Genomic DNA, 25,629 nt, shown 5'->3' with positions numbered 1-25,629 from the left:
CTATTAGGGCTAGGGCTTTACGTTATTTTAGAAGTCTTGATTTTAACTTAAAAATCTTTTCAGTCTTTAATTCGATTGATAAGTTCGAGACAGGCACGACCATTATGATAAGGGCATTTCCAAAAGCCTGCTTTGTCTTTTTTTATAGTATAATAATCATCATAAATACCCCAGAACCATTCTCCGTTTTTGTGGTCGATCATATGTTTCTTGGTAAATTTCCAGATTTTGTAGACAATGTCTAAATATTCTTCTTTTCCTGTCAATTGGTATGCGTTATAGAAACCGATTAAAGCTTCTGCCTGCGGCCACCAATGTTTTTCTAGGATTAATTCTTTTTTCTCAGGATCATATTCGTACCATAATCCGCCATCAGAATCAAGGCCTTCTTTTGTGGCTTCTGCGATTTGAATAGCGTATTTTTTAAAATTGGCAATTAATTTTTCATTTCCTGAAATTTCGGCGCATTGCTGTAAAAGCCATGCCGCTTCAATATCATGTCCATAGGAAATCACATCTGGCTTTTCTTTCCAATTTTCATCAAAAAACAAACGCAAATGACCCGTTTTGGTGTTGATGAAATATTTCTCGATTGTTTTTAATAATTCAATAATGTCTTTTAACAATTTTTCATCTTTCCAGACTTTATACAAATTCACATAACCTTCAATAATATGAAGATGCGTATTCATAGTTTTCTTCTCGTTGGCATCTTTTGCACTTAAACGCAAATCTTCAATTGGCTGCCAATCTCTGGTAAAAGCTTCAAAATAGCCTTTTTTTACAGGATCGTAACTATGTTCTTGAATTTTTGCATATAAGTTTTTAGCTATTTCTAAAGCTTTTTCTTCTTTAGAAATTACATAATATTCAGATAATCCATAAATCGCAAAAGCTAAAGCATAAATCTGATTTTTGGTGTCTTTTGGAGTTTTATCCTCATTAATACTCCAAAAAAGACCTCCAAATTTTGTGTCATAAAAATAAGCTGCGAGAAATTTGAAAGCTCTTTCTGCCAGTTTTTTGTGGTTTTCGTTTTTTGTGGTTTGATAGCTGGCAGAGAATGTCCAAAGAATTCGGGCGTTTAAAACCGAACCTTTTTCTGCATTTGCAATCAGATGATCATTAAAATCGATTTGGCCAACAAAACCTCCATATTGATCATCGATAGTACGCTCCGACCAATATTTTAAGATAGAATGTAGTTCTGCGGTTAGTTCCGATTTTAAAAGCTTTTTTTGTAATGACACGATATTTTAAATTGCGTTGTTTTTTTCGATTTGATTAATGATAGTTTGCACTGAACCAGCTGAAATAAAAGTATCTGCTGGTGTATTGATTACATAATCAACTAATTTGTCTACAGAAGAAACTGCCACGTGCATGCGTGTGTCTGAAGAAGCGTAATAAACGTAAACCGTTCCGTCTTCGTCTTCGATCCATCCGTTAGAAAATAAAACATTCGAAACGTCTCCAACTCTTTCAACTCCCTCAGGTCCCATAAAATGCCCAGCTGGAACGTGAGTTACTTTAGAAATGTCATTCAAATCGGTCATGAACATGTATAAAGTGTAACGTAATCCTGCAGCTGTATTTCGAACGCCGTGTGCTAAATGCAACCAGCCTTTTGATGTTTTAATTGGAGCAGGACCTAAACCGTTTTTCAATTCGTAAATCGTGTGATATTGTTTTCCAAAAATGATTTTCTCGTCTTTCACCACAGGATTTGTCATGTCGTCTACATACCCTAAACCGATTCCACCGCCTGATCCAACATCAATAAAACCATCTTGCGGACGTGTGTATAGAGCATATTTTCCGTTTACAAATTCTGGATGCAAAACAACATTTCTTTGTTGTCCAGTATTCGAAATCAAATCTGGAAGTCTTTCCCAGTTTACCAAATCTTTAGAGCGAACGATTCCTGCATTGGCTACAGCCGAACTTGTATCGCCTTTTGGCGCTTTCGGATCTTTTCTTTCAGTACAGAAAATCCCATAAACAAATCCGTCTTCATGGTTGACTAAACGCATATCGTACACGTTTGTATCTGGCTCTTCCGTTTGTGGAATCACGCAAGGTTTATCCCAAAACTTGAAATTATCAATTCCGTTTGGACTTTCCGCGATAGCAAAAAACGATTTTCTGTCAATCCCTTCTACACGAACAGCCAATAAATATTTATCCTTCCATTTCATTGCTCCCGCATTGAATGCCGCATTCACGCCAATTCTTTCCTGTAAAAACGGATTTGAATCTTCGTTGAAATCAAAACGCCAGTTTAACGGAATATGTGCTGCAGTAACAACTGGATTTTTATAACGCTCGTAAATTCCGTTTCCAACAGTTTCCTGGGGTTCGTTTTTTTGTTCAAGCAGTGTTTTATGTTGTTTTTCTAATGCCGATTTTCTTTCTAGAAAAGGGGCTGAAGAGGTTATTGTTGTCATATCGATAGATTTCGTTGTCTTTGTTTTTTAATGATTTCTCTTTTCGTTTAAATCCTGTTCTATAATCTGTAATTTTTCTTCTGATAAAGGGTAAAATACGATGAAGGCTACTGATATTGCTGCAGCAATTGCTGGAAGAATACTCAGCATTAATTGAATTCCGTTTTGAGCGGTTGCCGTTTGTTCAACATTGGCCTGAAAACCGTAGTAGCCTAAAAGCCATCCTGCTCCAGCACCGCCAATGGTCCATCCGAATTTTTGTGACATTGATGAAGCTGAAAATACTAATCCAGTTGCTCTTCTTCCTTGTTTCCATTCCGAATAATCGGCGCTGTCTGCATACATTGACCAGATTAATGGGAAAATGCATCCCGCACAAATGCTGATTAAAACTTGGAAACTCATGATTAAGAAAACATCTTCTTTTCCGAATAAATAGAAAATCAGACTTAAAATTGCTGCTAAAGCCATTGCGCCAAAGAAGGTTTTCTTTTTACCAATTTTATTGGCAATTGGCGTTGCAATGATGACTCCGATGATGTTTGCCGCTTGTCCTAAAACCAAATAAATTGAAGTTGGCGTCATGTGGAAATCGGTTCCAAAAAGTGAAAAATCGAAGTTTACATTACTGCTTACATAGTATTTGAAGTAGTATACTGCCGCACCATCGCGAATAGAATTAAATACTAAAGCTCCAATTCCTGCGCCAAGTAAAATCCACCAAGGTCTATTTTTCCATAGATCTTTTAAATCTTCTTTTAAATTATTTTGTTCATCTTCAATTGGTTTTATTCTTTCTTTAGTGAATAAAAAACAAGCCCAAAAGAAGATAGTTGTAATTAATCCGAAAACGGCAATTGTAGCCAACCAACCTGATTTTGAATTTAAATTTCCTCCAAAATAATTTACCAAAGGCTCAATCAGCCAAAGCGCCAGAAGACTTCCGCCAAAAGCGAAAACCATTCGGTAAGATGAAAGCGTATTTCTTTCTTTTCTGTCAGAAGACATAACACCCAAAAGTGACGCGTAAGGAACGTTGATTAAAGAATAAATCATCATCATTAGCGAATAGGTTACGTAAGCATAAATGATTTTTCCTTTTTCGTCAAAATCTGGAGTGTAAAAAGTTAAAACTCCAATCACGGCAAAAGGTATCGCTACCCAAAGTAAATAAGGTCTAAATTTTCCCCATTTGCTTTTGGTTCTATCGGCTAGAATTCCAACAATTGGGTCAAAGCAAGAATCCCAAATTCTAGTAATTAAAAACATGGTTCCAACTATAGCAGGCGCCAATCCGAAAACGTCGGTGTAGAAAAATAGCAGATACATGCTGAAAATTTTCCAAAACATAGATGAAGCCGCATCACCAAGTCCGTAACCAATTTTTTCTTTTAAACTAATTTTGTCGTGCATTAGATTTCTTTTAAAGATTGTAATTTATTTTGGGGCATTATTTTAATTTTTTTTGAATGTCTTTCTCAAAGATGGTTTGGTCAAGATTATAAAAATCAGTAAAATCCTTTTCGCTTACTTGACCTGAAAATGGCGCGTAGTAATGCATTTTTTGTTCCTTTTCCTGCCAGCCGTGATTTCTCCAAAGCAGTACATAAGAAATTTTATAGTCTCCAATAGCTTTCAATAAAGTTCCTGTCCACCATTTTGGGTCTGGAACTGCTTCATATCCTGCTTCTGCAAGAGCCATCAATTTATGTTTTTTTAAGCTTATTTCGTTTAATATTTTAAATTGATTTTGAACTTCGGTAATGAATTTTTCTCCATTAGAATCATTACTGTTTTGATACGTATCAAAACTCAACATGTCAACATAATTGTCACCAGGATAATTGGTTAGGAAATCATTTTCGCTTCCAAAACTTCCTGTGTTGTAAACGTAAATTAAGTTGTGAACGCCTTTTTTCTGAAGGTAATCAAAAGTAAATTTCCAAGCTGTTTTGAATTCTTCTGGAGTGCAATTTCCTTTTCCCCACCAAAACCATCCGCCAGTCAATTCGTGAAATGGTCTAAAAAGAATTGGAATGTTTTTGCCGTTTTTATCTTTTAAAGACAAAAAGAAAACAGCTGCTTTATCCAGCCAAGAAGTGAATTTTTTATGGTTTTCTGCTCCAGGTAAAATCGTTTTTAAAGAATTTGGGCTGTTGTCCCAAGCATTTTTTCCTGTTGCTGGATTATCAAAATGCCAGCTGATGGTTGAAATTCCGCCTCTTGCATTGGCTTCAATAATGTATTGTTTCATTTTAGCAAAAGGAACTCCATCAATATTATTTGGACTATCGTTTTCTAAACCCGCAATATCCCAGCCGTAAACCGCAGGATAATCGCCAACAACATCTTTTACGTCGCTTCTTCCGTCTTCATATTTCCATTTTACACCATAAGCCAAGTCGTCTTGATGACCAAATAAAAAGCCTTTTTGAGTTAAAGCATTGAGTTCTTTGTATAAAGATTTAGCTTCTGTTGTTGCTTTTTTATCTGAAAGTGACAAATTAGTATTACTAGTGCTTTTTTGAGATAAACACGAACTGCTTATTATAGTGACAGTTAAAAGCGTTAAAAAATGTTTTTTCATCGAAAAATATGAGTTGGTTGTTTGGCTAAAAGTTAGATAAACAAAGGTTTACAGTTTTTAAATCACAGTGTTTTTTCTGCCGAAAAATCTCTATGCGATTAGGGTTAAAATTATTAAAACTATAAAAAGTTATTTAATAAAAAATGATTAATGTTTATTATTAATATTCTTTTTAAAGAAATGATAAATTAATTTTTTCAAAGATAAACGGATGAATATCGTGTAATTAATATTATTTTATCAATTATATATCATATTATTGCAATCAAAAAAACGAATATATTACTTTCCTGAAATAGTTTTTAAGATGGGTACTACGAAAAATTTTTATAGAGAAATTGCTCCGCTTGCGGCGAGCGACAGCTTTCTGGTTTTTGATCGCGTAAAAGATAGCTTTGATTTTCCGGTTCATTACCATCCTGAATTTGAGATCAATTTTATCCAAAATGGAAAAGGAGTGAAGAGGGTTGTGGGAGATAATATTGAAGAAATTGATAATGTCGAACTGGTTTTAATTGGGCCGAATTTATATCATGGTTGGGAATTGAATAAATGCACGAGTAAAAAAATACATGAGATAACCATTCAGTTTCATAATGATCTTTTTCATGAATCTTTGCTGTCAAGACGTATTATGAATCCGATTCGAGATATGTTTAACCGATCCATTCATGGTATTCTTTTCTCGAAAAAAACTGCGGAAGAATTGATGCCAAGGCTTGTCAGGCTTTCTAAATTGGATGGTATGGATTATTTTCTTGAAATTACTTCTTTATTATACGATCTAGCCAATTCCAGAAATCAACGTTTGCTTTCTACTTATACGGTTGATTATGATACTTTTGATGATTACGATAAAATGAAATTGGTTTACGAGTATGTGCAGAAACATTTTGCTGAAAAGATCACGTTAGAAGATGTGGCTAATGTGGCAAGTATGTCGATTATCTCTTTTAACCGATTTATAAAAAAGAGAACGGGAAAAACGTTTGTCAATTATATCAATGATATCAGAATTGGCTATGCGGCACGTTGGCTGGTAGAGAAAGATATGAGTGTTTCGGAAGTGGCTTTTAAATCTGGTTTTAATAATATAGCCAACTTCAATCGTAGTTTTAAAGCGACAAAAAACTGTACGCCAAGCCAATATCGTGAAGAATTTTCTGGTTTAAAACGTATTTTGTAATGATACTTTTTTGTCATAAGTAAATATTATTTTTAACGAAAACGTTTGATTTTTGCGATTTCGTTGTTTTTTATTCATTGTTTGTGTTTTTTAGAGAGTTGTGTTTGCGAATAATTTAAAAAATATGCGATTTTATTTTAATATGTGTTTTTTTATTCGATTCTAGTAAAAATATTATCATTAAATGATATAATACTATTGATTTGATAACACTCTCTGTTATAGATTTGTTAAATAATTTAAAAGTAAAATTACCCTGGCATTTACTTTTGAATTGTGCAACTAAACAAATTTAACTAACCAAACACTTATTATGAAAAAACTAATGACTAGCTTCATTCATTGGATGGCTGACCACAGAGCCGTTCCTTTGATATTAATTTTGTTACTGACAAGTAATTTTATTACGGCTCAGGTAAAGGTTTCGGGAACTGTTTCTGATGAGAAGGGACTATCTATACCAGGTGCCAATATCGTAGTTACAGGTACAAAAAAGACGGCTTCAACGGATTTTGATGGAAAATATTCTATCGATGCTCCTGCAAATTCTACTATTACGATCTCGTTTATTGGATATGTTGCGCAAACAGTCAACGTTAAAAATGGGGGAACAATTAATGTTGTTCTGAAATTGAGTGCTGAAGATTTGCGCGAGGTTCTAGTAAACGTAGGATATAGAAGTGTGAAGAGAAAGGATTTAACGGGAGCTATTTCTACTGTTACTTCTAAAGATTTTGCAGATTCTCCACAAGTGTCTGTAGATCAATTGTTACAAGGTCGTGCTGCAGGGGTGACAGTTACAAATAATTCTGGACAGCCGGGAGGTAGTGTCTCAGTAAAAATTCGTGGAACTACTTCTATTTCAGGAACTAATGAGCCATTGTATATTGTGGATGGTATTCCGATTTCGGGAGATGCTGCTAATACTGCTACTGGAGGTTCAATCGTTACAGGTTATTTGGGAACAAACACAGGAAACGTAACTTCTAGTCCTATTGCTTTCTTAAATCCTAATGATATAGAAACATTAGATATTTTGAAAGATGCTTCTGCAACAGCTATTTATGGTTCTAGAGCGTCAAATGGGGTTGTTATTATTACTACAAAAAGAGGGAAAAAAGGAGTGGGAAAAATCGCGTATGATACGTATTTCTCCATTCAAAATGTAACTCGCTTATTAGATACTATGACTTTAAATCAATACGCTGCACAGCAAAATGCTTTGGCAGCTGTATATGGTGTTACTCCAAGAGATGAATTTGCTGTTCCGTCTGTTTTGGGCAATGGAACAAATTGGCAGGATGAGATTTACAAAACGGCGATAATGAATAATCATCAGATTTCGTTTTCAGGGGCAAAGGATGGCACTAACTATTACATTTCTGGAGGTTATACCAATCAGGAAGGAATTGTTATTGGATCTGCTTTTAAAAGATATAGCTTTAAAACGAATGTTGACAGTAAGCTAAAAGATTGGTTGACTGTTGGAGTGTCTATTGGTGCAGGTGTAACGAATGAAGATATTACAATTAATGGTGCTAGCAATGGTATTATTAGTACTTCTATTTTATCGACGCCAGATGTTGCGGTAAAAGATACTAATGGCAATTATTCAGGACCGCCAGCAGATGGGTCAATAGGAGTTTGGATCAATCCGGTAGCTTCGGCTCTTATGAATACTAATAAGTTAATTAAAAAGAATTTTATTGGAAATTTTTACGCCAATTTTAGAATAGCAAAAGGGCTTGAATACAGATTTGATCTTGGTGGATCTACTAATATTGACAATTTTGAAGGATTTCAGCCTACTTATAAATGGGGTGCAGCGGTTAGAGAAACAAATCAGTTGACAGAGCGAGCAAACAATTGGTATCAGCTTAATATTAAAAACGTTTTAACTTACAAGGTTGATGCGGGTAATCATCATTTTAATATTTTAGCTGCTCAAGAGGCTAATGATAGTCATTGGTTCGGAAATTCGCAAACCGTTTCTGGCTTGTTGAGTAATGATATTCATTCTATCAGTTTAGGTGATCCAGATACAATTGTAGCTTCAGAATATAAAGGAAGCTCTGCTTTTTACTCTTTCTTCGGAACTTTTAATTATGATTATAATAATCGTTATGGATTGCAGGCAACGATGAGAGCTGATGGAAGCTCTAATTTTGGACCGGGTCAAAAATGGGGTTACTTTCCTTCTATTTCAGGTTATTGGAAACTTTCAAACGAAAGTTTTATGGAAGGCACTAGAGAATATATTGATAACATCAAAATTAGAGGAGGTTACGGCGAGACTGGAAACCAAAATATTGGCGGTGGCGGTTATATGAGTACGGTTCGTGCCATAAAATCGGCAATGGGTAATTTCTTTACGGTTAATAATATCGCAAATCCTGATTTGACTTGGGAAACTTCTGAACAAACCAACTTAGGTTTGGATTTTACACTTTTTCATTCGAAACTTCAAGCAACATTTGATGTGTACAGAAAACAGTCCGCAGGATTTTTGTTTGTCTTACCATTGCCATATTATGTTACTGGTACGGATGCTTATCAAGGAGGTTTAGGAGCGCCTAGTGTAAATTTAGGAAGCTTAAGAAATCAAGGTTTTGAGATGACTTTGGATTACAATACTAAGTTTGGAAAAGATTTTTCATGGAATTCAAAAGTGATTTTTACTACCAATAAAAATAAACTGATGAGTTTACAGGATAATTTTGATTTAACAAAAGATGTGATGCTGAATGATTATACTACTAAAGCAGTCACAAAAACCATAGTGGGGCAACCAGTTGGTCAATTTTACGGCTATCAGGCAGTTGGTATTATTAGAACTAATGAGCAATTGGCCAATGCGCCTATCCCTTTTACAGGAAACAAAGCAGTAAAAAGCCAATTAGGAGATGTTGAATACGTAGATCAAAATAAAGACGGTCTAATTGATGACAAGGATTTAACGTACATTGGTAATCCACAGCCAAAATTTACTTACGGATTCAATAATACTTTTACATATAAAAATATTGATTTAGGGGTCTTTTTACAAGGATCTTATGGCAACAAAGTAATGAACTTGACAAGACGTGCGGGGACTAAAAACCAGCGTTTGTATGAAAATCAATTAGCAGAAGCGGCAGATTTTTGGACACCAGAAAATACAGATGCCAAATATCCTAGACCCGATGGTGGTGATGGACATCCTAATATAGCAATCTCTGATCGTTATGTGGAAGATGGCTCGTTCTTAAGAATTCAACAGGTAACTTTAGGTTATAATATGCCGTCGGACGTGATTTCAAAAGCAAGTATTAGTAAACTAAGATTCTATTTTGGTATTCAAAATCTTTACACATTTACTAAATATACAGGATATGATCCTGAGGTAGGATCTTACAATCAAGATCCGCTATTATCAGGAATCGATTCTGGGCGTTATCCAACCAATCGTAGTTTCACTTTTGGAATGAATTTAGAATTTTAATTACTACTCTTATGAAAAAATATATCAATATAAAGACCTTAGTTTTATTCTTAACACTAGGTTTGGCAACTACTTCTTGCAGTGAAGATTTTTTGGATCGCCCATCTGAAGATAGTTACAGCAGTGATCAATTTTATAATACGGATGAACAGGTTGCAAGAACTACGTACGGAATGTATGGTGCAATGTGGGCTCCTTATTATACTAAGAACTTTTATGCATTGTCGGAACTATCATCGGGGAATTGTTTAGCGTATGCTGATGGACCAGAATTGATTCAGTTTAAATTGACATCTGACAGCCCAATTTTGCTAGATCCTTGGAGAGCTTGTTTTGCAATTGTGGCACAGTCCAATAACTTAATTAATAATATTGAAAAAAATGCTACTGGAGATGTAAGTAAAGCAGTAATTAAAAACACAATTGCTGAAGCGCATTTTTTTAGAGCTATAGCCTATTTTTATTTGGTTCGTTTGTATGGGCCAGTGCCAATTATAGAAGATAATTTGGCTTTGGCAAAAGATCCAATGGTGAATACAAACAGAATTGAGGATGTTTATACGTTTATAGAAAACGATTTGAAATATGCAGCAACAAATCTAAAATCAAAAATAAGATCTAGATCTGCTAGTGGAGACAATATTTTTGTAACTCAAGGTTCTGCTGAAGCATTTTTAGCTAAAGTGTATTTGTATGAAAAGAAATATGCAGACTCTAAAGCAATGGCTGAAAAAGTGATTAACTCTGGGGAGTTTGGGTTACTGCCAAATTTTGCAGATTTGTTTTTGACAAGTAAAAATAACAACGAAGAATCTATTTATTCTTGGCAATGGTCTGGTGCTATAAACACTTACGGAGGAGGAAACTTCTCTAATATTCAATATGGTTTAGATATTTTGAATGATAATGCTTCATACGGTGCTACTTATGTTCCAAGTAATGATGTTCAGGATGCTTTTGAAATTGGAGATTTAAGAAGAAAAGAGTCATTTATGATTTATGGAGATTCTTATCCTAACCTTAAAGGAGATGGTGTCGTAGGTTTTGTTATGGACAAAACAAAATATCCAGATGCATTAGGTAATACAGGAGCTGCTGTTAAGAAATATGTTGTAGGCCAAGTTACTAGCGAGACAGGTCCGGCTGATGGATGGGGAGGAATGAATAACTGTAATTATATTATGCGTTATGCTGATCTTTTATTAATTCACGCTGAGGCAATTATGGCTGGAGCTGATGAAACAACTAATGCTGCAGCAAAAGAGTCTTATAATAAAGTGAGATTTAGAGCGGGTCTTGGAATTTTAGGGGCTAATGTGCCTTTAACGAAAGCAGCTTTATTTCATGAGCGTAGAGTTGAATTTGCTTTTGAAGGAGAATTTTGGTTCGATTTAGGAAGATTGCCACGTCAGGAAGCAATTAATATCATTTCTCAGCAAGATAGAGGTTTTGATTCTCAAGGGGTAATGCATTATACGCCAACTCCAACAGATTTTATTTATCCAAAACCAGATATCGAAGTTAGAAAAAATCCAAAATTGAAAGAGGCGCCAGTTCCTTACACTTTCAAATAATTTTTTAAAAGTAAATCACTATGAAAAATATAAAAAATAAAATGATATTGAAGTTGTGTTTTTTGGCTTCGATTTCAATTTTGCTGTTGACTTCTTGTTCAAATGATGATTCGAACGGTTCTTCTGGAAAGCTTGAAGTAACAAGTGTCAGTAAATCTGTTGTTGATGATCCTTTGGTTGATGGGGATAGAGAAGTAGATGTCCTTACAGATGTTATTAATGCAGGAAATTATTATATCATTAGAGGATCTGGTTTTGCGACATTAAAATCAATATCATTTAATGGATTGGAGTCTTATTTTAATCCAACATTCGTAACAGATAATGCTATTGTGGTCTTGGTCGATGCAAAAACACCATACTATAATGAAATGGATGAGATGAAAATCGTTACAAACAAAGGAACTTTAAGTTATAAAATAGCGATAAGACCTCCAAATCCTAATATTACAGGATTTCCTGTTAATTCAAATCCAGGAGATGTTATTACTATTACAGGTGAGTATTTCTTGCGTCCTAAAGTGAATTTTGGAGATATTCAAGTAGAGCCAATTTCTTCTACATTAACAGAGATTGTGGTTAAAGTTCCTGAAGGAAGTTACCTAAAAACCTTGTCAGTAACCAATGTATCGGGAACAACAGTGGCTTCGCAAGTAATAGGTTCTGAAATTTATGATGACGTTTTCACTAATATTTGGGGCTGGCAATCTCTTTGGGATGGAACTAATGAGTTTGATGCCGCTTACGCTAAAGATGTTCAGCAAGGTACTAAGTGTATTCAATGGAAAGCTGGAGAATGGGACGGATATGTTATTGGTATTAACAATTGGTCTTATCATGATACAGGTAAATTTAAAGCGGTAAGATTTTGGGCTAAAGGTGAAAAAGCAGGAAAAGTGAAGTTTTTTGCTAATGGAGATGCTGAAAAGAATATTGTGATAGTTGATGTCAGAACTTCTTGGACGTATGTTGAGGTGCCATATAGTTCACTGGGTAATCCAACTGAATTATCTCAAATTGGATATCAAGAGTTTGGTGGCTTCGGCGGAAATGTGATCTATCTAGATGATATCGGATTGGTGCTTAAATAATTGTTAGGATTCAAAAAAATAGATTGCAGCAAAAGTGTAGTCTATTAATCTGAACCATAATTAAAAAACTAAAAGAGAATTTATGAAAAATATATATAATAAAGTAAAACATATTGCTCTAAGTGTCTTTTTGGTTGTTGCAGCTTCTTCCTGCGATAACGAAATTGAAGATATTGGAGGAGCACAGCAAAATTACAATACAGCATATGGTTTAATTCAAGCAAATAGTAACTTAACGACGTTTGTAAAAGCAATAAAATTAGCTGGTTTAGAATCGACGTTAGATACAGCTGATAATTATACTTATTTTGTTCCAAACGATGCTACTTTCGATGCTTATTTGGTAGCCAATGGTTATGTAAACGATTTAGGATATCCAGATATTAATTTGGTACCTGTAGCAGATTTGAAACAATTGGTTTTGAGCCATGTTATTAAAGGCGTGAAGAAAAGAGTTGCTAAACTTGAAGGTGTTGAAGCTGATTATTTGACAACCGGAGATTATGCAACAATGGCAAATGCGTTGAATCCTGATCTATATCTGTTAAGCATTAATGTAACCAATAATGTTTTAAAGGTTAATGGATCTGATAAAGAAGCGCCTGGATTGGATTATTACGGAACAAATGGTTTTGTAAATGTTTTGAGTAATGTGATAGAATTAACTCCTCCAGCGCCTTCAATTACAAGCTTGTCGCAAGTCTTAGCTTCTCCTGGAGATGTAATCACCATTACAGGTCAGAACTTTGTAAAGGTGAAAAGCGTAAAATTCGGATCTACTGCCGCTACATTTACTACAGTGTCTAAGACAGAAATAAAAGCAACTGTTCCAGCAGATTTTGATTCCTATGCTCTTATTGTTGTAGAGACAGAGTTTGGAGTTTCTGCTCCAAGCGGTATTGGTCTTAAATACTTATTATACGAAGACTCATTGAAAGGATGGGGCTGGGGCTGGGGAGGAGATATAACCTGGGAAAGCACAGAAAAAGTGAGCAGAGGAACTTATGCGATTAAAAAAGTGGCAGAAGCTTGGAGCGGACTTTTTATGCACTCAGATTTGCTCCTAAAAGCTTCAGATTATCAATTCGTTAAAATGTCTATATTCCCAACAGAAAGCACTAAAATTATGGTTACCATAAATAGTGACACGGGTGATTCTGCTAAAGGTACTACAGTTACTTTAGTGCCGGGACAATGGAATAATATTTCAATTCCTATTTCAGCTTTGCATCCTGAACTTTTGACTGATGGAAATTTTGATAGTGTGTTTATTCAAGAATTTTCTGGAGGAACAATTACTCCGTCTAGCATTCTTTATATAGACGATATAGGATTTTTATAAAAATAATATTTGTTATGAGTTAGTTTGAGGTATTCCCTAATTGAGAAATTAGGGAATATCTTTTTTAAAATAGATAAAGAATGAAAAAAATAATTTTAGGATCTCTGCTGAGTATTTCGAGTTTTGTATTCAGCCAAGGAAATACGCATAAACAGCAAGGTGGAAAATTTGATGGTCTTGCGATGACACCGCCAATGGGGTGGAATTCGTGGAATACTTTTGCAACCAATATTGACGAAAAATTAGTAAAAGAAACGGCTGACATCATGGTTTCTTCTGGTTTAGCCGCGGCTGGTTATAATTATATTGTTTTAGATGATGGATGGATGACGCACGAGCGTGATGCAAACGGCGATTTAGTTCCAGATCCGACAAAATTTCCAAGCGGAATGAAAGCGCTTATCGATTATGTGCACAGCAAAGGTCTGAAATTCGGATTGTATAATTGTGCAGGAACTAAAACCTGTGCAGGTTATCCAGGAACAAGAGGTTATGAATATCAAGATGCGAGATTTTATGCAAAATTGGGTGTAGATTTCTTAAAATATGATTGGTGTAATACAGAAGGCATTACAGCAAAGGAAGCGTATACAACGATGAGTAATGCATTAAAAACAGCTGGAAGACCAATTGTTTTTAGTCTTTGTGAATGGGGAGACAATCAGCCGTGGGAATGGGGGAAACCAATTGGAAATCTTTGGAGAATTTCTGGAGATATTTATCCTTGTTTTGACTGCGAATTCAAACATCCAGAAAATTGGTCGTCTTGGGGATTTATGAAAATTGCGGATATGCGAAAAGACATTCGTAAATATTCTGGTCCAGATCATTGGAATGATTTTGATATGATGGAAGTTGGAAATGAAATGAACGATACCGAAGATAAAACGCATTTTGCCATGTGGTGTATGCTTTCGTCGCCTTTATTCACAGGAAACGACTATCGTAAAATGTCTAAAGAAACTTTAGCGATTTTGACCAATAAAGAATTGCTTGCGGTTAATCAAGATAAACTTGGAATTCAAGGGTTTAAATATGTAATTTTAGACGGAGTAGAAGTGTGGGTAAAACCACTTTCTGATGGAGTTTGGGCTTTAAGTTTTGTAAATAGAACCGAAACTTCAAAAAAAGTCAATTTCGATTGGAAGAAAAACAATATCAAAGACGCCGATTTCGGATACGACGCTGATTTCAATAAAACAACTTTCAAAATAAAAGATCTTTGGAAAAACAAAGAAATCGGAAATACCAAGAAAGCTTTTACAGCCGAAATAGCTTCTCATGATGTTATTACCTTAAAATTAATTCCTTAAATTAAATATAGTATGAAATCAAAGTTTTGGTATGCTGCTTTTTTTCTTTTGCTATTTGTAAATGTTTCAAAAGCACAATTTGTGAAAAAACATGGGCAATTAAGTATTCTTGGAACTCAGCTCGTAGATAAAGAAAACAATCCGATTGTGCTCCGTGGGCTCAGTTTTGGGTGGCATAGCATGTGGCCAAGATTTTATAATGAAAAAGCAGTAAGCTGGTTGAAAAAAGATTTTAATTGCAATGTGGTTCGCGCCGCAATGGGAATCGAACTTGGAGAATACTCCTATATAAAAGATCCGCAGTTTTCTAAAGAAAAAATAGAAGCCGTTGTTAACGGAGCTATAAAATCTGACATTTATGTAATTATAGATTGGCACAGCCACAATATAAACCTTAAAGAAGCAAAAGAATTCTTTGCAGAGATGTCAAAAAAGTATGCCAAGTATCCTAATATAATATATGAAGTATTTAACGAGCCAGATTATGAAACTTGGTGGGAAGTAAAAAACTACGCAGAAGAAGTTATTAAAGTCATTCGAGAAAACGATCCTAATAATATAATTTTAGTTGGCTGTCCGCATTGGGATCAAGATATCGATCTTGCTGCCGAAGATCCCATAAGAGGTTATACCAATATAATGTATACGATGCACTTTTATGCCGCAACTCATGGTAAAGAATTAAGAGAAAGAACCGATAGAGCTATCAAAAGCGGTTTGCCAGTTTTTATTTCAGAATCGGCAGGAATGGAAGCCTCTGGAGATGGACCGATAAATTACAAAGCTTGGCAAGAATATATAGATTGGATGGAAGCTCGAAAATTAAGCTGGATTACATGGTCAGTATCCGATAAAGACGAAACTTGTTCGATTTTAAAGAAATCAGCTAAATCGGAAGGAAAATGGAAAGACGAAGATTTAAAAGAATCGGGAATTAAAGTCCGAGAATATTTAAGGAAATACAATAAAGAAGAATAAATAGTTTGTTAGATTAAAATAGAAGGAAGCCTGCTCCAATAGGAGCAGGCTTTTTTGTTTTTTACTTTCTTTTTTTTCTAAAAAAAAGAAACTATAGTTAAGGAGTGTTTATGATGAAAAGTAGGTTTGATTTTGTAGGAATAATTTTTCTCATTTTACTTGTTTTAGTAACGTGTTTTTTTAGTTTTGAAAATCTACTAAATTTTTTAATTTTTGATTGTACCCCTAAAATTTTAGGGGGTATGTTGTTTTTAAAAGCATTTTAATGTTTTGTTTTGTAGTTTTTATCTGTTGTATTTCTAAAATACCTGTTTAAAAGTGAATTTTTGTATAAAATTGTTTTGTTGAATTTTCAAAAACAAATATCTATAAATATCAAATATTGATTATTGGCGATTTAATTTTTGTAATCCGTAATTCTTCGTCTAAAACGTCAAAAAAGCAGTTTTGGATTATTCTACTCATACAAAAGTTAATAAATTCGCTAATGAAAATGATGATGATTTGAAGGGCGCATGAGAGGTTTTAGAAATGACTATACTATTAAGTAGATATATAAAAGATTAACTAACCAGAATCAATTTAATAACTAAAAACCAAATTAAAACATGAAAAAAGCATTTCACATTTTAGCCGCGATGTTAACAAGTTCTTTTGCCTTTGCCCAAGAAGAGGAAGCAGCTGCTCCAGCAACCACATGGGGAGGTTCTGCAGATGCGTACTATAAATATGATTTTTCAAAACAAATGAATGGATTAACGAGCTTTACCAACTCACAGAATTCATTCGAATTAGGAATGGCATCGATTGAAGCGGGGCATACTTTTGGAAAAGCGTCTGTTTTTGTAGACTTAGGTTTTGGAAAAAGAGCAGCAGAATTTTCATATAATGAGACGCCAGATAAAGATGCAAGCGCAAAATTTATGATTAAACAATTATTTTTTACATACAATTTAACTGAAGAGTTTAAAGTAGTAGCAGGTAGTTTCGGAACTCATATCGGATATGAGGTGCTAGATGCGGTTGATAACAAAAACTACAGTATGTCTTATGCGTTTTCTTACGGACCATTTTTTAATACTGGGGTTAAAGCGCAATATACTTCCGGTAAATTTACTGCTATGTTAGGATTAACCAACCCAACAGATTTTAAATCGGCTATGGATGCAGGTTCTTATCAAAAAACGTTCATTGGACAAGTAGGGTATATTGGTGATACAGGGAGTGCTTATTTGAATTTTACAACAGGAAGTACTAATCCAATTCCAGGAAGTATAATTCCAGTTTCAGATGAAAATAAAACGCAGTTTGATTTGACAGCATCTAAAACAATTAGCGATAGTTTTGCACTTGGATTAAATGCGACTTATGCTAAAACAACAAATGATTTTGATAGTAATTTAGACGGAGATTGGTTTTCTGTAGTAGGATATGCTACTTACACCTTTAATCCAGCATTGCTTTTAGCTTACAGAATGGAATATTTTGATGCTAAAGATGCAGCTCCAAGTTTAGGAACTTTAGCAGGGTCTAATGTGTTTGCTAATACAGTTTCTCTGAACTACAAAGTTGGGAAATTGACTATAATTCCTGAGCTAAGATACGATGCGGCATCTGAAGATATATTCTTAGATAAAGATGCATTACCAACAGGCGGAAGTTTCTACGCTTTAATTGCAACAACATACTCTTTCTAGAGATAAAGATTGATATTTTTTTTTTTTTTTTGGAGCTGTCGAAACATTCTAATGTTTTGGCAGCTTTTTTATTTGTTTCAGGTTTCAGGTTTCAAGTTTCAAGTTTGAGCTTGAAGGTTTGATCTTTAATATTTGGGAGTTTTGAAATTTGGCATTATAAAATTTAAGATGCAATAAGTCATTCCGTTAGGAATGTTTGGTAGGTAGAATCCGTTAGGAATGGTCGGTCGGTAGAATTGGGTTTATATTGTTATGTTGCGGCGCGATTAAAAGTTCCGTAGGAACGTCTGATTATCGAGTATTAAAAAGCAAGAAATACAAGCAGTATTTATAAGAAATAAAATAGGCGTTTCTGTATTTAGAAACGCCTATTTTGTTTTAATTGATGAGGTTTTATTGAACCTGTTTTTTATATATCGAATAAATCGCATCGATTGTTTTTCTATCCAAAACCGATGTAGCATCAGTTTGAATGTAATGCAATTTAAAAGCTTGAATGGCCGCACTTAAATTTTTGGTATTGTAACCGATTATTCTCAGAGCAGGCTCGATTTTAAAATCAAATGGAGCTGGCTCTAATACTTCATCGGGCCAAATTCCGAATCCTTTTTCTGCTAAAGTTTTCCAAGGAAACAATGCGCTAGGATCTTGTTTTCTTCCCGGTGCGATATCGGCATGACCTAAAAAGTTTTGCGTCGGAATGTTATAATCCTTTTTCAATTTGGTTAATAAAGCTACCAAGCTACTGATTTGTGCCTCTGTAAAAGGTTTAAAACCATTATTGTCTAATTCAATACCAATAGAACAAGAATTTAAATCTGTTGTTTTTCCCCAAGTCGAATTTCCGGCATGCCAAGCTCTTAGATAGTCATTAAGCATTTGTACTACTTTTCCGTTTTCAGAAATAATATAGTGCGCGCTTACTTGAGTTTTGGTTTTTGTAAACGTGTTAATTGTCTGCTGCAGCGAATCTTGAGCCGTATGGTGAATAATAACGAAGCTTGGTTTTCTTAAATTGAAATTTACGGTACCAACCCATTCTGTATTAATTCCGTTTACCAAATAAGTAGAGCCTGTTTTAGATAAAGAATCTTTTACGATTCCCAATTGTTGCGCATAAGAAGTGTCAATTGCAAGAGGTGCGACTGCAGGAATTGGTTTAGCTTCTTTGCTGGTTATTTGGTTCTCTAAAGTTTTCAGCTGCTGATCGTAAGCTTTTTCGGTTTTCTTGTAAGGGTTCGTAGAACAAGAGCTGATTATAATAGCTAAAATCAGGTAACAAAAAAGTTTTTTTGTCATAATTCGTTGTTTTATAAGTTAATAACGATTATTCTGAAATTTTCGTATCTGGGGCGTCTTTTACTTCTTTTGAATCTTCTTTAGAGTCTTTATCTTTTTTCTTTTTAGATTTAGACTTTTTCATGTCTTTGAAAGTGTCCATGAAAGTCTTATATTTTTCAATTTGATCAGGATTTAAAAAAGCGCTAATTTTTTTATCAGTACTCTCTTTTAAAGCTTTAATCTGCTCGATTTTTTGATCTTGGCTACTGCTTTCGTTTTTTAATAAAATACCTTGTTCTCTAATGCTTTCAGTTAAAACATTTGAAATTGCAATTGCTTGTAATTCATCCAAGTTTACTTGTGGTTTCATTTGTTCTATGATCATTCCAGCAATTTCTTCAGGAGGAGTTTCTTTAGGTTTGCTAGGTGTGCCTTGACCCTGTCCGGCCATCATACTTCTATCCATGCCCATTCCGCCACCTCTTCCGTAGCCGCCACCATAGCCATTGCCATAACCATTGTTATATCCTCCATATTGAGCAGAAACAGTGTTGAAACAGAATAAAGTAAAAACGAAAAGAATTAAATTTAATGTAGGTTTCATAAAAGTATTTTGTCTAATGTTTGCAATAGTGCAGTGTAAATTTAAGCAGGTTCTCCGTATAAATCAAATTCTGTTGCTTCAATTATTTTTATATTAACAAATTCACCAGTTTTTACATAATGTTTAGAAGCGTCTATTAAAACCTCATTGTCAACATCAGGGCTATCAAACTCTGTACGTCCTACAAAATGAGCGCCTTCTTTTCTGTCAATAATACATCTGAAAACTTTACCTACTTTTTCTTGGTTCAAATCCCAAGAAATTTGAGACTGTAATTCCATAATTTCATTAGCTCTTGCTTGCTTTACATCATCTGGAACATCGTCTTCTAATAAATAAGCATGAGTATTTTCTTCATGAGAATAAGCAAAACATCCCATTCTGTCAAATTTCATTTCTTGAACAAAATCTTTCAAAATTTCAAAATCTTCCTGAGTTTCACCTGGGTAACCAACAATTAAAGTCGTTCTAATGGCCATTCCTGGAACTGCAGCGCGGAAATCTTTTAATAATTGAGTTGTTTTAGCTTGAGTTGTACCGCGACGCATAGATTTTAAAATAGAATCTGAAATATGCTGTAACGGAATATCTATATAATTACAGATTTTTGGTTCACGTTTCATTAACTCTAAAACATCCATTGGGAAACCGGTAGGGTAAGCATAATGCAGACGAATCCACTCAATTCCTTCAACAGCTGCAAGAGCTTCTAGCAATTCGGCTAAATTTCTTTTTTTATAAAGATCAAGTCCGTAATACGTTAAGTCTTGAGCAATTAAGATCAATTCTTTTACTCCGTTTTTAGCAAGTCCTTGAGCTTCTTTAACTAATTTTTCAATTGGCTGAGAAACGTGAGAGCCTCTCATTAATGGGATTGCGCAAAAACTGCAAGGCCTATCGCATCCTTCAGCAATTTTTAAATAAGCATAATTTTTTGGAGTTGTAGTTAAGCGTTCTCCAAGCAACTCATGTTTATAATCAGCTCCTAAAGCTTTTAATAATTGAGGTAATTCTGTTGTTCCAAAGTATTGGTCAACATTAGGAATTTCTTTTTCTAAATCTGGTCTGTAACGCTCAGACAAACATCCTGTTACAAAAACCTTGTCTACAAGTCCTCTGTCTTTTTTATCTGCATATTCCAAAATCATATTTACCGATTCTGCTTTTGCATTATCAATAAATCCGCAAGTGTTAATTACAATAATGTTTCCTTCTTTTTCTGCTGGAGCTTCATGTTCAACTTCTTTTCCATTTGCACGCAGCTGTCCCATAAGGACTTCACTATCATAAACATTTTTTGAACACCCAAGAGTGATTACGTTAATTTTGTTCTTTTTTAAAGACTTGGTTCTCATACTTTTATAAATTGGAGTGCAAAATTACACTTTTTTTATTCAAACAGCACTAGTTTGCAGTTTGTTTTAGCTGTTTTTTGTGAAGCTATCACTGCTTATGTCTTAATAATCTTAAATTTGAATTAAAAAAATAATAGTTTTTAAAGGATAAAAAAAATCCACCAAGCCTAAACCTGATGGAATTTTAAATCATCTATTTTGATTTTTAATTACAATTCAAATAATAAGGTCATGGTAACATTGTTCAATTTTGAAGTAATGTTAGCGCCATCAGTAAATCCTCTGGTGAAAAAACCTTGATTTGATTTTCTTTCTAAGTAAGAATAAGCCAAATCTAATTTAGTAGATCCGAAATTATAACCTAAACCGCCAGAATAGCTATTTAAATCTCCAACTGTAATTCCGTTTTTGTATGGGCTTCCTTCATAGCGGTATCCAGCTCTTAAGCTCAATTGTTTGATTTTGTATTCTCCACCAATACGAAGTTCGCCTGTACTGGTTAAAGTGTTGCTTATATCGTCATTAAGTTCTCGGAAGCCTTGATCGCTCGTAGGTTTGAATTTGCTATTTCCATAGTTTTTGATACCATAGTCAATACTTAATAAGCCAGATTTTCCAAATACATATGCGGCACTAAAGGTCCATTTATCAGGAGTTTGTATTGTGTAGGAAGGGTATACATTTACTACGTTTGGATTTATAGAGTTGTTGAAAGTTTCACCTGCACTAGTTTCTGTTGTAGAATATAAACTTTGCGATACTTCATCGTAAAGTTCGTACCAGGTATTTGATTCGTATGCTATTCCAAGTCTGAAAGCATCTGTAACTTTGCCAATTGCTCCAAGTTGAAAAGAAAAACCATTTCCATAGGTGTAAATGTCATTGTTGAAACGAACATCAGAAATTGTTTCACGCGTTTCTAGAGGGTTGTTATTGTATTCGTAGAAGCTTGAAGATTTTCTGTAATCTGTAACGTGAACATTTAAATTAGCTCCAAGAAAAAGCCTGTCTTTGTAAGAGGTTGCTATATTGAAGCTTACTTTGCTGTTGTATCCGTTGGTGTAAATTTCATTTTGCTGATGATAGTTTCCTCCTGCAGGAACGTTTGTTGTATATGCAGTGTTATTGTCGTCTAAAGGATTTACTGGATTTATGACATAGCCTCTGTATCCAAAATATGCCTGTTGTTCTGTATAAAATTGATCTCGATAATCGACATTTTTTATTACTCCCAATGGAACTCCGTTGTTTTTCCCTGGTTCTCCATTTGCATAAGCTAGAAAATAGCCATCGATAGAATTAGTCGGATTTGTTCCAGCTGAGAAAACTTGATTGTTGAAATTATTTGTGTTTTCGTAAGTTGCTCCAATTGATATTTTATTCCATCCTACGTTAGGGTTATGATTTTTAAATACGAAAACGCCCCCAGCCTGATTTAAGATGAAAGAGTTTTCTTTATCGGAAGTCTGAGTGCCAAAGTAATTAGAATTGTTTTTAATATTTTGATTACTAAATGTAACCCCAACTTGATTGCTATTAAAAATCGCAGATCCTGCAGGGTTAACACTTAAGGCAGATATATCTCCTCCAACAGCTCCAAAAGCACCACTCATTGCTCTGTATCGTGCGGTTCCAGTAAGATTTTCTTGAGAATAACGTAGGGCGTCTGAAACTTCTTGTGAATATGACGCGCTGACAGTTAGTCCTGTTATAAATAGGAAAAATATTTTTTTCATTTTGATGAGTTTTAGTTTGAATTTAGTGAGTTGAGGAAAAATTATCTTCTTCCTCCACCGCCACCGCCGCCAGATCTCATTCCGCCGCCGCCACCGCCGCCGTACGATCTAGAGCCGCCGCCACCGCTAGGAGTATAGCTTCTTGATGAGCTGCTATTGCTAGGCGTGTAGTTTCTAGATGAACCGCTGTTGTTGCTTGGCGTGTAGGTTCTATTTGTGGTAGTACCACTGTTATTGTAAGATCTTCTATTGCTGTTGCTGTAGTCAGAGGTAGTGTTGTAAGATCTTCTGTTTGTAAATGTTGGGCTAGTAGTGCCTCTGTTTAATGTAGAAGTTCTTCTAAAGTCTGTATAGCTATTAGATCTATTTGTGGTATAATTTCTATTTGTTGTATAATTTCCTCTGTTGGTAGTGTAGTTTCTGTCAGTAGCATAACCTCTACTAGTGGTGTATCCTCTACCGGTGCTGTAATTTCGGTTGTAAGCATAGTTTCTGTCGCCATAATATGCTGCAGAACCTCTTCTTCCATAGTTATAAGAGTAGTTGTAGCCATAATATGGATATCCCCAACCTGGATAACCCCAGCCAGGGTATCCCCATCCTGGATATCCCCAACCGTAGTAAGGGTATCCCCATCCATAATAGCCATAGCCATAATAAGGATAACCCCATCCAAAGCCAAAAGACCATGCTGGAGTAGAGTAAACATTTACAGAAACTTCAGAGCTACTGCTTCCCCATGCAGGATAACCTACTGAGGCAGTTTGCGTGCTGTCTGAATAATTGGTGTAATTATCAACGTCAGTAAATATCTCAGTTGGCTGATTGTCGTCTTGCAATGATCTGAAATATTCCTTGTATTGGTTGTTTGTTCCGGTTGTTACATATTTAACAGATGTACCACCATAAACCCCATCATTGTCGTAATAAGAGGAATTTTGGTAAGAACCACATGATGCTAGCAATAAACTCAATAATCCGATTAAGTAAAAATGATTAGAGTTTTGGCGGAGTGAAAGTGAAGTTTTCATATCTGTGGTGTTTTTTATTGTTGCACATTACAAAATTAGTTAGTTTTGTCAAACTATTTAGTTAAAATTATTTAAAACAAAATTTGTGCCAAAATATATAATATGAGTAAGAACCTCACTACAAGATCAGAAGATTATTCGAAATGGTATAACGAACTGGTTGTAAAGGCAGATCTAGCTGAAAATTCAGGAGTTAGAGGATGTATGGTAATAAAACCATACGGATATGCTATTTGGGAAAAAATGCAAGCTGAGTTAGATCGTATGTTCAAAGAAACTGGACATCAAAATGCGTATTTTCCTTTGTTTGTGCCGAAAAGCATGTTTGAAGCAGAGGAGAAGAATGCGGAGGGATTTGCAAAAGAATGTGCGGTTGTAACGCATTATAGATTGAAAAATGACGAGGAAAGACCTGGGAAATTAATGGTTGATCCAAATGCAAGATTAGAGGAGGAGCTTATTGTTCGTCCAACAAGTGAAGCTATTATTTGGTCTACTTATAAAGGATGGGTGCAATCTTATAGAGATTTACCTTTATTAATTAATCAATGGGCCAATGTGGTTCGTTGGGAAATGCGTACGCGTTTATTCTTAAGAACTGCTGAATTTTTGTGGCAAGAAGGGCATACAGCTCATGCTACAAAAGACGAAGCTATTGAAGAATCTGAGAAAATGATGAATGTTTATGCTGATTTTGCAGAAAACTTCATGGCAATTCCGGTAGTGAAAGGTTTTAAAACTGAAACAGAACGTTTTGCAGGTGCTGATGAAACGTATTGTATAGAAGCATTAATGCAAGACGGAAAAGCTTTGCAAGCTGGTACGTCTCACTTCTTAGGGCAAAATTTCGCAAAAGCATTTGATGTTAAATTTGCCAATGCTGAAGGAAAACAAGAACATGTATGGGGAACATCTTGGGGAGTATCTACCCGTTTGATGGGAGCTTTAATTATGACGCACTCTGATGATCAAGGATTGGTATTGCCTCCAAATTTAGCTCCAATACAAGTTGTAATTGTACCTATATATAAGACAGATGAACAATTGGCTCAAATTACGGCGGCAGTTAATGAATTGACTACTAAACTGAGAAAATTAAGAATCACTGTTAAGTTTGATGATAGAACAACGCAAAAGCCAGGATTTAAATTTGCAGAATGGGAATTGAAAGGAGTTCCTGTTCGAATTGCTGTCGGTCCAAAAGATTTAGAAAATGGAACTTTTGAGGTTGCAAGACGTGATAATTTGACAAAAGAGGTTGTTGCTGGCGAAAAAATCGTTGAACACGTAAATGATCTTTTAGAAAAAATTCAAACGGACTTATTTACAAAAGCGCTTGACTATCGTAATACTCATATTACGGAAGTGAATAATTTTGAGGAGTTTAAAGAAGTTTTAGAAGGAAAAGGAGGGTTTTTATCTGCTCATTGGGACGGAACTGCTGAGACAGAAGAAAAGATAAAAGAATTGACAAAAGCAACGATTCGTTGCATTCCTTTAGATGCTGTAGAAGAGGCGGGAGCCTGTGTATTTACTGGGAAACCTTCTTCTAAAAGAGTGCTTTTTGCTAAGGCTTATTAAAAAAATATAGTTTTTTTTGCATTAGGTGTTGCGCAAATAAAAAATAGATGTATCTTTGCATCCGCAATACAGAAGCACGGTCCGTTCGTCTATCGGTTAGGACGCCAGGTTTTCATCCTGGTAAGGGGGGTTCGATTCCCCCACGGACTACAAGTTATATTACATATTGAAAAGTTTCCAACTTAGGAGAATTAAGGTCCGTTCGTCTAGGGGTTAGGACGCCAGGTTTTCATCCTGGTAACAGGGGTTCGATTCCCCTACGGACTACAAAATTAGTTGTAAATAAGTTTTGTAAAACAAAAATTGGTGTCTCGGTTTTTGTTTTATTAGTTAAAACCAAAGTGA

General features: G+C 34.9%; 18 protein-coding genes and 2 tRNA genes. 11 read left to right on the top strand and 9 right to left on the bottom strand.

What is annotated here, in order from left to right:
• Window positions 1-59: 59 nt before the first annotated feature.
• Genes ABTV69_RS22730 through ABTV69_RS22715 form a run of 4 tightly spaced genes read right to left on the bottom strand, consistent with a single transcriptional unit; the run spans window position 60 to window position 5,034 of the window.
• Window positions 60-1,250: an AGE family epimerase/isomerase gene (locus ABTV69_RS22730; RefSeq protein ID WP_433832964.1), complete on the bottom strand. Its 1,191-nt coding sequence runs from the start codon at window positions 1,248-1,250 to the stop codon at window positions 60-62.
• A gap of 6 nt (window positions 1,251-1,256) precedes the next feature.
• Window positions 1,257-2,447 (bottom strand): glycoside hydrolase family 130 protein, encoded by a 1,191-nt coding sequence (locus tag ABTV69_RS22725; RefSeq protein WP_433832962.1) that lies wholly within the window; start codon window positions 2,445-2,447, stop codon window positions 1,257-1,259.
• A 27-nt stretch (window positions 2,448-2,474) separates the two neighbouring features.
• Window positions 2,475-3,860, bottom strand: a complete 1,386-nt coding sequence (locus tag ABTV69_RS22720) for an MFS transporter (protein WP_433832960.1) — start codon at window positions 3,858-3,860, stop codon at window positions 2,475-2,477.
• Between the two features lie 37 nt (window positions 3,861-3,897).
• Window positions 3,898-5,034 (bottom strand): glycoside hydrolase family 26 protein, encoded by a 1,137-nt coding sequence (locus ABTV69_RS22715; RefSeq protein WP_433832958.1) that lies wholly within the window; start codon window positions 5,032-5,034, stop codon window positions 3,898-3,900.
• A 307-nt stretch (window positions 5,035-5,341) separates the two neighbouring features.
• Here ABTV69_RS22715 and ABTV69_RS22710 point away from each other — a divergent pair, with 307 nt between their 5' ends.
• The 8 genes from ABTV69_RS22710 to ABTV69_RS22675 all read left to right on the top strand — a co-directional run bounded on the left by ABTV69_RS22710 (window position 5,342) and on the right by ABTV69_RS22675 (window position 17,696).
• A complete protein-coding gene (locus tag ABTV69_RS22710; RefSeq protein WP_433832956.1) occupies window positions 5,342-6,220 on the top strand; it encodes an AraC family transcriptional regulator in 879 nt (292 codons plus the stop codon).
• Between the two features lie 313 nt (window positions 6,221-6,533).
• Window positions 6,534-9,701 carry a SusC/RagA family TonB-linked outer membrane protein gene (locus tag ABTV69_RS22705; RefSeq protein WP_433832954.1) on the top strand — a complete coding sequence of 1,056 codons (3,168 nt, stop codon included), beginning with the start codon at window positions 6,534-6,536 and terminating at the stop codon, window positions 9,699-9,701.
• Window positions 9,702-9,712: 11 nt separating this feature from the next.
• A complete protein-coding gene (locus ABTV69_RS22700; protein WP_433832952.1) occupies window positions 9,713-11,275 on the top strand; it encodes a RagB/SusD family nutrient uptake outer membrane protein in 1,563 nt (520 codons plus the stop codon).
• Window positions 11,276-11,295: 20 nt separating this feature from the next.
• Entirely contained in the window at window positions 11,296-12,366 is a 1,071-nt protein-coding gene (locus ABTV69_RS22695; protein WP_433832950.1) for an IPT/TIG domain-containing protein, read from the top strand.
• Window positions 12,367-12,448: 82 nt separating this feature from the next.
• Entirely contained in the window at window positions 12,449-13,708 is a 1,260-nt protein-coding gene (locus ABTV69_RS22690; RefSeq protein WP_433832948.1) for a fasciclin domain-containing protein, read from the top strand.
• 80 nt (window positions 13,709-13,788) lie between these two features.
• Window positions 13,789-15,021, top strand: a complete 1,233-nt coding sequence (locus ABTV69_RS22685) for a glycoside hydrolase family 27 protein (protein ID WP_433832946.1) — start codon at window positions 13,789-13,791, stop codon at window positions 15,019-15,021.
• A gap of 12 nt (window positions 15,022-15,033) precedes the next feature.
• Window positions 15,034-15,999 carry a glycoside hydrolase family 5 protein gene (locus ABTV69_RS22680; RefSeq protein WP_433832944.1) on the top strand — a complete coding sequence of 322 codons (966 nt, stop codon included), beginning with the start codon at window positions 15,034-15,036 and terminating at the stop codon, window positions 15,997-15,999.
• 608 nt (window positions 16,000-16,607) lie between these two features.
• Window positions 16,608-17,696 carry an outer membrane beta-barrel protein gene (locus tag ABTV69_RS22675; RefSeq protein WP_433832942.1) on the top strand — a complete coding sequence of 363 codons (1,089 nt, stop codon included), beginning with the start codon at window positions 16,608-16,610 and terminating at the stop codon, window positions 17,694-17,696.
• Window positions 17,697-18,089: 393 nt separating this feature from the next.
• On the opposite strand, the gene ABTV69_RS22670 is transcribed toward ABTV69_RS22675, so the two are convergent.
• From ABTV69_RS22670 to ABTV69_RS22650, 5 genes are all read right to left on the bottom strand, one after another.
• On the bottom strand, window positions 18,090-18,995 hold the full coding sequence (locus ABTV69_RS22670; RefSeq protein WP_433832940.1) for an N-acetylmuramoyl-L-alanine amidase: 906 nt from the start codon (window positions 18,993-18,995) through the stop codon (window positions 18,090-18,092).
• A 28-nt stretch (window positions 18,996-19,023) separates the two neighbouring features.
• A complete protein-coding gene (locus tag ABTV69_RS22665) occupies window positions 19,024-19,581 on the bottom strand; it encodes a hypothetical protein (protein WP_433832938.1) in 558 nt (185 codons plus the stop codon).
• Between the two features lie 41 nt (window positions 19,582-19,622).
• Window positions 19,623-20,936, bottom strand: coding sequence for a 30S ribosomal protein S12 methylthiotransferase RimO (gene rimO, locus ABTV69_RS22660; protein WP_111289008.1), 1,314 nt, complete (start codon window positions 20,934-20,936; stop codon window positions 19,623-19,625).
• A 209-nt stretch (window positions 20,937-21,145) separates the two neighbouring features.
• Window positions 21,146-22,672 carry an OmpP1/FadL family transporter gene (locus ABTV69_RS22655; RefSeq protein ID WP_433832935.1) on the bottom strand — a complete coding sequence of 509 codons (1,527 nt, stop codon included), beginning with the start codon at window positions 22,670-22,672 and terminating at the stop codon, window positions 21,146-21,148.
• A gap of 41 nt (window positions 22,673-22,713) precedes the next feature.
• Window positions 22,714-23,703, bottom strand: a complete 990-nt coding sequence (locus tag ABTV69_RS22650; RefSeq protein ID WP_433832933.1) for a hypothetical protein — start codon at window positions 23,701-23,703, stop codon at window positions 22,714-22,716.
• A gap of 102 nt (window positions 23,704-23,805) precedes the next feature.
• On the opposite strand from ABTV69_RS22650, the gene proS reads away from it, so the two are divergent.
• From proS to ABTV69_RS22635, 3 genes are all read left to right on the top strand, one after another.
• Window positions 23,806-25,284: a proline--tRNA ligase gene (gene proS / locus ABTV69_RS22645; RefSeq protein WP_433832931.1), complete on the top strand. Its 1,479-nt coding sequence runs from the start codon at window positions 23,806-23,808 to the stop codon at window positions 25,282-25,284.
• Between the two features lie 78 nt (window positions 25,285-25,362).
• Window positions 25,363-25,434 (top strand) — tRNA-Glu (locus tag ABTV69_RS22640).
• Between the two features lie 45 nt (window positions 25,435-25,479).
• Window positions 25,480-25,551 (top strand) — tRNA-Glu (locus ABTV69_RS22635).
• The last annotated feature ends 78 nt before the right edge of the window (window positions 25,552-25,629 follow it).

Origin of the sequence: Flavobacterium anhuiense, from assembly GCF_050990855.1 — a bacterium.
In the GTDB taxonomy this organism is placed as follows: domain Bacteria; phylum Bacteroidota; class Bacteroidia; order Flavobacteriales; family Flavobacteriaceae; genus Flavobacterium; species Flavobacterium anhuiense_C.
The sequence above is the reverse complement of the archived record's forward strand: the minus strand, read 5'-3'. Positions and strand labels throughout refer to the sequence as shown.